Below are 12,062 nucleotides of genomic sequence, written 5' to 3'. Positions count from 1 at the left end.
AATCAAAGACCCGCAAAATCAGTGCTCATTCCCGGGTCGATTGCCTCCGCAGCCACTACGGCGCTGTTCATTACGCTGCCTGACCGTTAAATAACAGAATATCTTCCTCTGGCGCCACTAAGAATACCCCTGCATTGAAGGTTGACATCCCTGAGTGATTCCAGTACCAATATGTACAGCACAACATTTTATAAGGTTTGAATCCATGTTTCGTTCTGTTCGCCTTCTCGGTCTACTACTAAACGCACTCAGCTTGCGCGGTAGACTTGTGGGCGGAATCAAACACTGATTCAAACCTGCTGAAAGTTAAAAACCCGCGCCTGTCGCGGGTTTTTTTTATGCTCGTTGCCAGGCCAGAAAAAGCATAAGGATGATTACGATGAGCCAGCAAGTCATTATTTTCGATACCACTCTGCGCGACGGTGAGCAGGCATTACAGGCCAGCCTGAGTGTGAAAGAAAAATTGCAGATTGCTTTAGCGCTGGAGCGCATGGGCGTGGATGTGATGGAAGTCGGTTTCCCGGTCTCCTCACCGGGCGACTTTGAGTCTGTGCAGACCATTGCGCGCACCATTAAAAACAGTCGGGTCTGCGGTCTGGCACGCTGTGTGGAAAAAGATATTGATGCGGCGTACGAATCACTGCGCGTTGCCGAAGCCTTCCGTATTCATACCTTTATCGCTACCTCACCGATGCACATCGCCACCAAACTGCGCAGCACGCTGCCGGAAGTGATTGAGCGTGCGGTGCATATGGTGAAGCGTGCGCGCAATTACACCAGCGACGTTGAGTTCTCCTGCGAAGATGGCGGCCGTACCCCGATTGATGACCTGTGCCGGATGGTAGAAGCCACGATTAACGCCGGTGCCACCACCATCAACATCCCCGATACCGTTGGCTACACCCTGCCAGGCGAGTATGCCCACATCATCGGCGAGCTGATGAATCGCGTTCCTAACATCGACAAAGCAATTATCTCTGTTCACACCCACGATGACCTGGGTATGGCAACGGGCAACGCCCTGGCTGCCGTACAGGCGGGCGCGCGTCAGGTGGAAGGAACGATGAATGGCCTGGGTGAACGTGCCGGTAACTGTGCGCTGGAAGAGGTGATCATGGCGATTAAAACCCGCCAGCAGATCATGAACGTGCATACCAATATCAATCATCAGGAAATCTACCGTACCAGCCAGATGGTCAGCCAGATCTGCAACATGCCGATCCCGGCGAACAAGGCAGTGGTCGGCTCTAACGCCTTCGCTCACTCCTCGGGTATTCATCAGGATGGCGTGCTGAAGAACCGCGAGAACTATGAAATCCTGACGCCGGAATCGATCGGCTTACACAAAATCCAGCTGAACCTGACCTCACGTTCTGGCCGCGCGGCGGTAAAACATCGTATGGAAGAGATGGGCTATGCCGAGCAGGATTACAATCTGGATACGCTGTATGACGCCTTCCTGAAACTGGCCGATAAAAAAGGTCAGGTTTTCGATTACGACCTGGAAGCGCTGGCCTTCATCAACAAGCAGAATGAAGAGCCGGAACATTTCCAGCTGCACGAATTTAACGTCCAGACCGGTTCCAGCATCACCGCCACCGCCTCTGTCAATCTGGGCTGCGGCGATGTCGCTAAATCGGATGCAGCCACCGGTAACGGCCCGGTTGACGCGGTCTACCAGGCGATTAACCGTATCACCCAGTTCGACGCTGAGCTGGTTAACTACAAGCTGACCGCGAAAGGCCACGGCGAGAATGCGCTGGGTCAGGTCGATATCGTCGTGAGCTACAACGGCCGCAAGTTCCACGGCATTGGTCTGGCGACCGATATTGTGGAGTCCTCCGCCAAAGCGATGGTCAACGCTCTGAACAATATCTGGCGTGCCCGTCAGGTTGAACAAGAATTGCAGCGCAAATTTAAAGATCAGAAGGAAACCGTATAACCATGTCCAGCTCATCTCATATCGCAGTTTTACCCGGTGATGGTATCGGCCCGGAAGTGATGGCGCAGGCTATGAAAGTGCTGGATGCCATTCGTCAGCGCTTTGATATGCAGATCACCACCCAGGAGTATGCGGTCGGCGGCATTGCTATCGATCAGCATGGCGAACCCCTGCCACCCGCAACGGTTGCAGGCTGCGAGCAAGCCGACGCGATCCTGTTTGGTTCCGTTGGCGGCCCGAAGTGGGAGCACTTACCGCCGGCATCGCAACCGGAGCGCGGTGCGCTGCTGCCGCTGCGCAAACATTTTAAGCTGTTCAGTAACCTGCGTCCGGCTGCGCTCTACAGCGGACTGGAGGCATTTTGCCCACTGCGCGCCGACATTGCTGCCAAAGGCTTCGACATTCTGTGCGTGCGTGAACTGACCGGCGGCATCTACTTTGGTCAGCCGAAAGGACGTGAAGGCAGCGGCCCGGAAGAGCGTGCATTTGATACCGAGGTTTATCACCGTTTCGAAATTGAGCGCATCGCCCGCATCGCGTTTGAATCGGCGCGCAAACGCCGTAACAAAGTCACCTCGGTTGATAAAGCCAACGTGCTGCAGACCTCCGTGATGTGGCGTGAAATCGTCAACGAAGTGGCCAAAGAGTACCCGGACGTGCAGCTGAGCCACATCTATATCGACAACGCCACCATGCAGTTGATCAAAGATCCGTCGCAGTTTGACGTGCTGCTCTGCTCCAACCTGTTCGGTGACATTCTCTCTGATGAGTGCGCCATGATCACCGGCTCAATGGGGATGCTGCCTTCCGCCAGCCTGAATGAAGCGGGCTTTGGCCTGTTCGAACCCGCGGGTGGCTCGGCGCCGGATATCGCCGGTCAGAATATTGCCAACCCGGTCGCCCAGATCCTGTCGCTGTCGCTGCTGCTGCGTTACAGCCTGAATGCCGATGAGGCTGCCGACAGTATCGAACGCGCCATCAGCCGTGCGCTGGAACAGGGCTATCGCACCAAAGATTTAGCCGGTGATGGCCCAGCGGTCAGTACAGATGAGATGGGCAGCATCATTGCCCGCTTTATCGCCGAGGAAAAATAAAAAAATGAAAACCTTATACCAGAAGTTATTTGATGCACATGTCGTCCATGAAACGCCAGAAGAAACGCCGTTACTCTACATTGATCGCCATCTGATCCATGAAGTGACCTCGCCCCAGGCCTTTGATGGTCTGCGCGCCCACGGACGTAAAGTCCGTCAGCCGGGCAAAACCTTTGCCACTATGGATCACAACGTTTCTACGCAGACCAAAGATATCAATGCATCGGGCGAGATGGCGCGTATCCAGATGCAGGAGCTGATGAAGAACTGCGCTGAGTTTGGCGTACAGCTGTATGACCTGAATCATCCGTTCCAGGGCATCGTCCACGTTATCGGTCCTGAGCAGGGCATGACGCTGCCGGGCATGACGATTGTGTGCGGTGACTCGCACACCGCGACTCACGGTGCGTTTGGCTCGCTGGCCTTTGGTATCGGCACCTCTGAAGTTGAACATGTGTTTGCTACCCAGACCCTGAAACAGGGTCGGGCAAAAACCATGAAGATTGAAGTACTGGGCCAGGCGTCAACCGGCATTACGGCTAAAGATATCGTGCTGGCGATCATCGGCAAAACCGGCAGCGCAGGCGGAACCGGCTATGTGGTCGAATTCTGCGGTCCGGCGATTCAGGCGCTGAGCATGGAAGGTCGTATGACCCTGTGCAACATGGCGATTGAGATGGGTGCGAAAGCGGGCCTGGTGGCACCGGATGAGACCACCTTCAACTATCTGAAAGGTCGTCAGTTCTCGCCGCAGGGTGAGAAATGGGAGCAGGCCGTTGATTACTGGCGCACTCTGAAGTCTGACGAAGGCGCGAAATATGATGCGGTGGTAACGCTGCATGCTGAAGAGATTGCACCGCAGGTCACCCGGGGCACCAATCCGGGTCAGGTCATTGCCGTTGATCAGGTGATCCCGAATCCGGCCTCGTTCGCCGATCCGGTTGAGCGCGCCTCAGCCGAAAAAGCCCTGGCCTACATGAACCTGCAGCCAGGCATCAAACTGACCGATGTGGCGATTGATAAAGTGTTTATCGGCTCCTGCACCAACTCACGCATCGAAGATCTGCGTGCCGCCGCCGCCATCGCCAAAGGCCGTAAAGTGGCGCCTGGCGTGGTCGCCATGGTGGTGCCGGGTTCCGGCCCGGTGAAAGCGCAGGCCGAAGCGGAAGGTCTGGACAAAATCTTCCTGGAAGCGGGCTTTGAATGGCGTCTGCCAGGCTGCTCAATGTGTCTGGCGATGAACAATGACCGCCTGAATCCGGGCGAGCGTTGCGCGTCAACCAGCAACCGTAACTTTGAAGGCCGTCAGGGCCGTGGTGGACGTACTCATCTGGTCAGCCCGGCAATGGCCGCGGCGGCTGCCGTAACCGGCCACTTTGCCGACATCCGTGAACTGACGACAGGAGCTTAAGTCATGGCGAATAAATTTACTCAGCACACCGGCATTGTTGCGCCGCTGGATGCCGCGAACGTCGATACCGACGCGATCATTCCCAAGCAGTTTTTGCAGAAGGTTACGCGCACCGGTTTTGGACAGCATCTGTTCCACGACTGGCGTTTTGAAGATGACGCGGGCACCGTGCCAACGCCCGGCTTTGTGCTGAACAAGCCTGAGTTCAAAGGCACCAGTATCCTGCTGGCGCGTGAAAACTTTGGCTGCGGCTCTTCACGTGAGCATGCGCCCTGGGCGCTGACCGATTTTGGTTTTCACGTGGTGATTGCGCCGAGCTTCGCGGATATCTTTTATGGCAACAGCTTCAACAACCAGCTGCTGCCGGTGAAGTTAAGCGAAGAGGAAGTGGATGAGCTGTTCAGACTGGTTGCGGACCAGCCCGGCATCAGCTTTACGGTAGACCTGGAAGCGCAGACGGTCACCGCTGGCGATAAAGTCTATTCGTTCGAGCTCGACAGCTTCCGCCGCCACTGCATGATTAACGGCCTGGACAGCATCGGTCTGACGCTGCAGCACGAAGCCTCCATTTCGCAGTATGAGCAGAATCAGCCCGCCTTCCTGCGCTGATTGAGTTAAAGCAGGGCGACATCGGGTCGTAATGCTGATCAGTTAAGATTAGATTTGTAAAGGCTGTCACGGTCAAACGTGGCAGCTTTTTTCCGGGCGAGCGAGCCGCAGTGCGGGCCAGCGCACCTCTGCTGCTGCCGGGCCGTCCTCGCGCCGCTCACGCGGTACCTTCGGCTTTGAGCCTCCACTCTCGTGCCCTTCTTAACAATACACACTGAAGTTTCAGAGCAGGCCGGTGCCGGGCAGGGGCAGGCAATCCGCAGCGCTGAACAGAATGAGTCTGCCAGGAGAGCCCGCAGGACGCGGGCGAAAGGCGGGGCGGCACAGGATGTGCCATCCCCGGCGGTCCGTCAGGCAGAGGAATGAAGTGAAGGAACCGCGCAGCGGCGCGAGGACCGCCAGCCCCTGCCCGGCACCAGCCTGCGTTATCACCTGTCGCTTAACTGACTGGCATTACGCCCTTCTTCTTTATACGTCGCGCACCCGTGCCGACATCACCAGCGCCACAATAGCCAGCCCGAATGCCAGCCAGTAAACCGCCTCATGTCCCAGTCGCTCACTCAGCGTGCCCTGAATAACACCAGCCAGAATCATGCCGGTCGAGATCGAGTTGGTGAACATGGTGGTCGCTGCACCAGGCCGTCCTGGCATCAGATCCTGAAACCACAGCATCCCTATGCCAGCAATAATCCCGACAAACACCGCGTTAAACAGCTGTAACACCATCAGCGACGTGCGGGAATTGAACAGCACCAGCCCCAGATAAAACAGTACGCCAGCCGCCACCGCGATCAGCATTAACCGGCGCTTGCCGATACGCCGCGCGTAATGTCCGGCCAGCAGCATCACCGGGATCTCCAGCCCCGCCGCCGTCCCCATCAGCAGACCGGCCAGCTTCTCGGGCAGGCCCAGCGTGGTGCTGATATAGAGCGGCATATCGATGATATACATAGTGTTGCAGGTCCACATCGCGACTGAGGCCAGGAACAGTAAACGCACATCCCGATCGCGCCAGCCACTTAGCGGCAGCCCGCCGCTTTGCATAAGGGGCTGCGAACGTGGCACCGACGGCACGGTGAACCAGACCAGCAGGATACAGATCAGAAACAGCGCGGCGGCCACCATAAATAGCGTCACAAAGCCGTAGTTCAGCGCCAGCGCGAAGGAGAGCGGCGGCCCAATCACCCACGCCAGCGACAGCTGTGCACGCATCACCGAACTGAACATCACCGCTTCACGCGCCGACTGATCGGCATATTCCCGCGCCAGCGCAAACAGCTGAGGCATCGAGACGCTGGCCAGCGCCGACAGCAGCACGCCCAGCGTCAGCAAGGTCAGATAGTGGCGGGTAAAGGCAAACAGCAGCGCATTGACCAGCGCCATCAGGCAGCAGAAGAGAATGATATGACGACGATCGCCGACGCTGTCAGAGCGCTTTGCCACCAGCATGCTCACCACGATACCTGCCACCGCATTGATGGTGAAAAACAGTCCGACCCAGAAGGGCCGCGCCTGCACCTCGCGCGTCAGAAACAGGCTGAGCGTCGGCGCCTGCAGTGCGCCCGCAATGCCCAGCATGAACGAGGCGACCATAAAAGCGAGGTAAACCGGATTGATGCGGCGCTGCCGCGTTAACAGCGATTTCATACCGAAATCCCTTACAGAACAAACAGAGGGGAAAAAAGAAGGGTAGACGATACCGCGCAACATGAAAAAAGCCAGCAGAGATCATCTGCTGGCGGTGTAAATGCACCCTACTCAGAAAAGCACTCCGCTGAACAGCGAAGTCAGGGTCGAACGCCATTCAGTGCTGAATGCCTCCCGCTCTTCCCATAACGCAAAGTTTGCTCTTAAAATAGGGCAAGAAAAACAGAGCGCTTTTCACCGGGAGTTCCTCTTTTATGTCCTCATCACGTCTGAAGCAGCAGTTCATTCGCCTGTGGCAGAGCTGTCAGGGGCAAACGCAGGAGATTACCCTCAGCGAACTGGCTGACCTGCTGCACTGCTCGCGCCGCCATATGCGCAATCTGCTCAACCGGATGCAGGCCGCGGGCTGGCTGATCTGGCAGGCGGAAGCCGGACGCGGCAAGCGTTCACAGCTTACCTTCTGCTATACCGGACTGGCCCTGCAGCAGCAACGTGCCGAGGATTTGCTGGAGCAGGATCGCATCGATCAGCTGGTCCAGCTGGTGGGCGATAAAAATCAGGTACGGCAGATGATCGCCGCGCATCTGGGCCGCAGTTTCCGTCAGGGCAAGCATATCCTGCGGGTGCTCTACTATCGTCCGCTGCTCAATCTGCTGCCCGGTTCGCCGCTGCGGCGCTCCGAAACCCATATTGCGCGACAGATTTTCAACGGCCTGACGCGGATAAATGAGGAAAATGGGGAAATCGAGCCCGATATTGCGCACCACTGGCAGCAGACTTCCCCGCTTCACTGGCGCTTTTTTCTGCGTCCGGCGATTCGCTTTCATCACGGCAGAGAACTGGAGATGGAGGATGTGCTGGCCACGCTCGAGCGTCAGCGCCCTCATCCGCTCTTTTCCCATATCGAGCAGATCGACTCGCCCGCGCCCTGGACGCTGGATATCCGCTTAAGCCAGCCCGACGAGGGATTACCCTGGCTGCTGGGCAGCGTCAGTGCGATGATCCTGCCGCGCGAATGGCCGACGCTGCACGATTTTGCCCGCCAGCCCGTTGGCACCGGTCCTTACCGGGTGATCCGCAATCAGGAGAGTCAGCTGAAGATCGAAGCGTTTGATGACTATTTTGGTTTTCGCGCCCTGATTGATGATGTCTCTATCTGGGTACTGCCCGACATCAGCGATGAGCTGGTCTATGCCGGTGTCCGTCTGCAGGGCGATGGAGCCGATGAGGTTCAGGAGGAGAGCCGCCTTGAAGAGGGCTGCTACTATCTGCTGTTCGACCAGCGTTCAGAACAGGGACGCAACGAGGCGGTCCGGCGCTGGGTCAGCTACCTGTTTAATCCTATCGCCCTGCTCAATCACGCCGGTGTCGGCTACCAGCGCTACTGGTTTCCGGCATATGGCCTGCTGCCGCGCTGGCATCATCGGCGCGACCTGACGCCAGTGGAAAAACCGCCCGGCTTAACCCACCTGACGCTGACCTGGTACAGCCAGCACGTGGAGCATGAAGGCATCGCTAACGCGCTGCGTCCGCTGCTGGCAGAGCATGGCGTCACGCTGGAGACCCGCGAGATCAGCTACGAAAGCTGGTATCAGGGCGAAGCGGAAAGTGATATCTGGCTTGGCAGCGTAAACTTTACCCTGCCGCTGACTTACTCTCTGTTTGCGCAGCTTTATGAGATCCCGTTGCTGCATCACTGTCTGCCGATCGACTGGCACAGCGATGCGGCCCGCTGGCGCGAGAAAACGCTGCCGCTGGCCGAATGGAGTAAACAGTTAGTCGAAGAAGCGGGTCTTCATCCGCTGTTTCACCACTGGCTGCTGCTTGAAGGTCAGCGCAGCATGCGCGGCGTTCGGATGAATACGCTGGGCTGGTTTGATTTTAAATCCGCCTGGTTCGCGCCACCCGCGCTGTGAGGCTTTCGCCCCGGCGCTGAAATGACTAGAATGTGACGTTCTCAACGGGGTGCCGCCTGCCACCAGCAAGCAGCTGAGAGATACCCGTCGAACCTGATTCGGTTAATACCGACGTAGGGATTTGGGAGGCCTCTGTGCTCAGATCCTTTGCGACTCATCCCCTATTCTCCTGAAGGAGCGCAAAGTGTTAAACAAAGTTCTGCCGGTGCTGCTGTTACTCTCCGCCCCCGTTCTGGCGGCTAAGCCGGTTCTCACGGTCTACACCTACGACTCCTTCTCCGCTGACTGGGGCCCTGGCCCGGCGGTTAAAAAAGCTTTCGAGGCGCAGTGCAACTGCGAGCTGAAATTCGTCACGCTGGAAGATGGCGTGTCGCTGCTGAACCGCGTGCGCATGGAAGGAAAAAACAGCAAAGCCGATCTGGTTCTGGGGCTGGATAACAATCTGGTACAGGCGGCGCAGAAAACCGGTCTGTTTGCCGAAAGTCAGGTCGATACCTCGACATTAAAACTGCCCGGCGGCTGGCACAACACCACCTTCGTGCCGTTTGATTATGGCTACTTCGCGTTTGTCTATGACAAAACCCGGCTGAAGAATCCGCCAAAAAGCCTGAAAGAGCTGGTCGACAGCCCGGAGAAGTGGCGGGTGATCTACGAAGATCCCCGAACCAGCACCCCCGGCTTAGGTCTGCTGTTGTGGATGCAGAAAGTCTATGGCGATCAGGCACCGCAGGCGTGGCAAAAGCTGGCGCAGAAAACCGTGACGGTGACCAAAGGCTGGAGTGAAGCCTATGGCCTGTTCCTCAAGGGCGAAGGCGATCTGGTGCTGAGCTACACCACCTCACCGGCTTACCACATCATCGAAGAGAAAAAAGAGAACTATGCCGCCGCGCCGTTTGCAGAGGGCCACTATCTGCAGGTTGAAGTTGCCGCGCAGTTAGCCAGCAGCAAACAGCCGGCGCTGGCACAGCAATTCATGAAGTTTATGGTGTCACCCGACTTCCAGCGCACTATCCCGACCGGTAACTGGATGTACCCGGTAATCGACACGCCGCTGCCTGCCGGTTTTAGCGCGCTCACTGTGCCCGCCACCGCCCTGCAGTTCTCGCCGGAAGAGGTTGCCAGCCAGCGTTCAGGCTGGATCAGCCAGTGGCAACGCGCCGTCAGCCGCTGATGCCGCGCTGGCTTATCCCCGGTTCGCTCGCCACGCTGCTGTTAATCAGCGTGGCGCTGCTGGCCTTCGGTGCACTCTGGAGCGCCGCGCCAGAGAATGACTGGCGCAGCGTGCTGCAGGATGATTACCTGCATCACGTTATCGCCTTCTCTTTTGGTCAGGCGCTGCTCTCCGCACTGTTGTCGCTGCTGCCGGCGGTGCCGCTGGCGCGCGCGCTCTATCGACGCCGTTTCCCTGGCCGTCAGCTGCTGCTGCGTCTGTGCGCCATGACCCTGGTGCTGCCGGTGCTGGTGGCGGTATTTGGTCTGCTCACCGTCTATGGTCGTGTCGGCTGGCTGGCGCAGCTGTGCCAGCTGGCAGGGATTGATTACCACTTCTCTCCCTACGGTCTGTCGGGCATTTTGCTGGCGCACGTCTTCTTTAACCTGCCGCTGGCGACCCGCCTGATGCTGCAGGCGCTGGAGAGCATTCCGGCGGAACAGCGTCAGCTGGCGGCACAGCTCGACCTGCGCGGCTGGCACCATTTTCGTCTGCTGGAGTGGCCATGGCTGCGGCGTCAGCTGCTGCCGACCGGCGCGCTGATCTTCATGCTCTGTTTCGCCAGCTTTGCCACCGTGCTCTCGCTGGGCGGCGGCCCGCAGGCGACGACCATCGAGCTGGCGATTTTCCAGGCGCTGAGTTATGACTACGATCCGGGGCGCGCTGCACTGCTGGCGCTGATCCAGCTTGGCTGCTGCGTGACGCTGGTGCTGCTCAGCCAGCGCTTCAGCAAAGCGATTCCCGCCGGAACCAGCCAGCTGAACGGCTGGCGCGATCCGCAGGATTCGCGCGCGGCGCAGCTGGTTGATGCGCTGCTGATCCTGCTGGCGCTGATCCTGCTACTGCCCCCGCTGGCGGCGGTCATCATCGATGGTCTGCACGGCGGACTGCGCGGCGCGCTGGCGCAGCCTGCACTCTGGCAGGCGACGTTTACCTCACTGCGCATCGCCACCGGCGCCGGTCTGCTCTGTGTGGTGCTGACCATGATGCTGCTGTGGAGCAGTCGCGAGCTGCGCCTGCGTCAGCGCCCGGCGGCGGCAACCCTTATTGACACCAGCGGCATGCTGATTCTGGCGATGCCAGGCATCGTGCTCGCCACCGGCTTTTTCCTGTTGTTTAACGCCACCATTGGCCTGCCGGCGTCGGCGGACGGGCTGGTGATCTTCACCAATGCGCTGATCGCCATTCCCTATGCGCTGAAAGTGCTGGAGAACCCGATGCGTGACGTCGCGGAGCGTTACGGCAGACTCTGTGATTCGCTGGATATTCATGGCTGGAACCGGCTGCGGCTGATTGAACTGCGGGCGCTGAAACGTCCGCTGGCCCAGGCGCTGGCCTTTGCCTGCGTGCTGTCGATCGGTGATTTTGGCGTGGTGGCGCTGTTTGGTACTGCCGATTTCCGCACCCTGCCGTTCTACCTTTATCAACAGATCGGTGCCTATCGCGGTGCTGACGGTGCAGTGACCGCGCTGCTGCTGCTGCTGCTCTGTTTGCTGCTGTTCACCCTGATGGAAAAATTACCAGGCCGCCATGCTGACACTGAATAACCTCACGTACCTTTATCAGCATCTGCCGATGCGCTTTAGTCTCAACGCCACCCGCGGCGAGCGCATCGCGATCCTCGGCCCCAGCGGGGCCGGTAAAAGCACCCTGCTGAGCCTGATTGCCGGTTTCCTGCCGGTGAAACAGGGCACCCTGATGATTGACGGCCAGGAGCACACCCACAGCGTGCCGGCCAGACGGCCGGTTTCGATGCTGTTTCAGGAGAACAACCTGTTTCCGCACCTCAGCGTGCAGCAGAACATGGCGCTGGGATTGCACCCCGGACTGAAGCTGAGCGCCGGGCAGCGCCAGCAGCTTGCTGCGCTGGCCGATCAGGTGGGATTAGGCGATCTGCTGACGCGCCTGCCGGGCGAGCTGTCAGGCGGACAGCGACAGCGCGTGGCGCTGGCACGCTGTCTGCTGCGTGACCGTCCGGTGCTGCTGCTGGATGAGCCTTTTTCTGCGCTGGATCCCGCGCTGCGCGGAGAGATGCTGCAACTGGTGCGTTCGGTGTGTGAAGCGCGCAGCATCACGCTGCTGATGGTGTCGCACAGTCTGGAAGATGCCCAGCAGATTGCGCCGCGCAGCGTGGTGATTGTGGATGGCCGGGTTTACTGGGATGGCGAGACCCGACAGTTACTGTCGGGCGACACGCGGGAGGCCGACGTGCTCGGCATCCCGCGTCGTTAAG

9 protein-coding genes and 1 riboswitch are annotated in these 12,062 nt (G+C 58.6%); of the genes, 8 read left to right on the top strand and 1 reads right to left on the bottom strand.

From position 1 onward, the window contains the following. Positions 1-379 precede the first annotated feature (379 nt). The 4 genes from leuA to leuD are packed head-to-tail and all read left to right on the top strand — an operon-like array spanning position 380 to position 5,056. Positions 380-1,942 carry a 2-isopropylmalate synthase gene (gene leuA / locus JNO11_RS02600; RefSeq protein WP_010253843.1) on the top strand — a complete coding sequence of 521 codons (1,563 nt, stop codon included), beginning with the start codon at positions 380-382 and terminating at the stop codon, positions 1,940-1,942. Positions 1,943-1,944: 2 nt separating this feature from the next. Next, positions 1,945-3,036: a 3-isopropylmalate dehydrogenase gene (leuB, locus tag JNO11_RS02595; protein ID WP_022625403.1), complete on the top strand. Its 1,092-nt coding sequence runs from the start codon at positions 1,945-1,947 to the stop codon at positions 3,034-3,036. A 4-nt stretch (positions 3,037-3,040) separates the two neighbouring features. After that, complete coding sequence (gene leuC, locus JNO11_RS02590; protein ID WP_325176903.1) at positions 3,041-4,447, top strand: 3-isopropylmalate dehydratase large subunit; 1,407 nt, start codon at positions 3,041-3,043, stop codon at positions 4,445-4,447. A 3-nt stretch (positions 4,448-4,450) separates the two neighbouring features. Beyond that, the gene (gene leuD / locus JNO11_RS02585; RefSeq protein WP_010253835.1) at positions 4,451-5,056 is read left to right on the top strand and encodes a 3-isopropylmalate dehydratase small subunit; all 606 of its coding nucleotides are present in this window, start codon (positions 4,451-4,453) and stop codon (positions 5,054-5,056) included. Between the two features lie 468 nt (positions 5,057-5,524). On the opposite strand, the gene JNO11_RS02580 is transcribed toward leuD, so the two are convergent. Beyond that, the gene (locus JNO11_RS02580) at positions 5,525-6,703 is read right to left on the bottom strand and encodes an MFS transporter (RefSeq protein WP_010253833.1); all 1,179 of its coding nucleotides are present in this window, start codon (positions 6,701-6,703) and stop codon (positions 5,525-5,527) included. A gap of 254 nt (positions 6,704-6,957) precedes the next feature. On the opposite strand from JNO11_RS02580, the gene sgrR reads away from it, so the two are divergent. The 4 genes from sgrR to thiQ all read left to right on the top strand — a co-directional run bounded on the left by sgrR (position 6,958) and on the right by thiQ (position 12,061). Further along, entirely contained in the window at positions 6,958-8,619 is a 1,662-nt protein-coding gene (gene sgrR / locus JNO11_RS02575) for an HTH-type transcriptional regulator SgrR (protein WP_045140778.1), read from the top strand. A gap of 35 nt (positions 8,620-8,654) precedes the next feature. Further along, a riboswitch (TPP riboswitch) is annotated at positions 8,655-8,757 on the top strand. A gap of 46 nt (positions 8,758-8,803) precedes the next feature. Continuing rightward, entirely contained in the window at positions 8,804-9,790 is a 987-nt protein-coding gene (thiB, locus tag JNO11_RS02570; protein ID WP_122889270.1) for a thiamine ABC transporter substrate binding subunit, read from the top strand. Then, positions 9,766-11,376 carry a thiamine/thiamine pyrophosphate ABC transporter permease ThiP gene (gene thiP, locus JNO11_RS02565; RefSeq protein WP_010253824.1) on the top strand — a complete coding sequence of 537 codons (1,611 nt, stop codon included), beginning with the start codon at positions 9,766-9,768 and terminating at the stop codon, positions 11,374-11,376. Before thiB ends, thiP begins: the two co-directional genes overlap by 25 nt. Beyond that, positions 11,360-12,061: a thiamine ABC transporter ATP-binding protein ThiQ gene (gene thiQ / locus JNO11_RS02560; protein ID WP_031594583.1), complete on the top strand. Its 702-nt coding sequence runs from the start codon at positions 11,360-11,362 to the stop codon at positions 12,059-12,061. The genes thiP and thiQ overlap by 17 nt, the downstream gene beginning before the upstream one ends. Position 12,062: the final 1 nt, after the last annotated feature.

The organism is Pantoea sp. 1B4, assembly GCF_016925765.1.
GTDB lineage: Bacteria > Pseudomonadota > Gammaproteobacteria > Enterobacterales > Enterobacteriaceae > Pantoea > Pantoea agglomerans.
The sequence above is the reverse complement of the archived record's forward strand: the minus strand, read 5'-3'. Positions and strand labels throughout refer to the sequence as shown.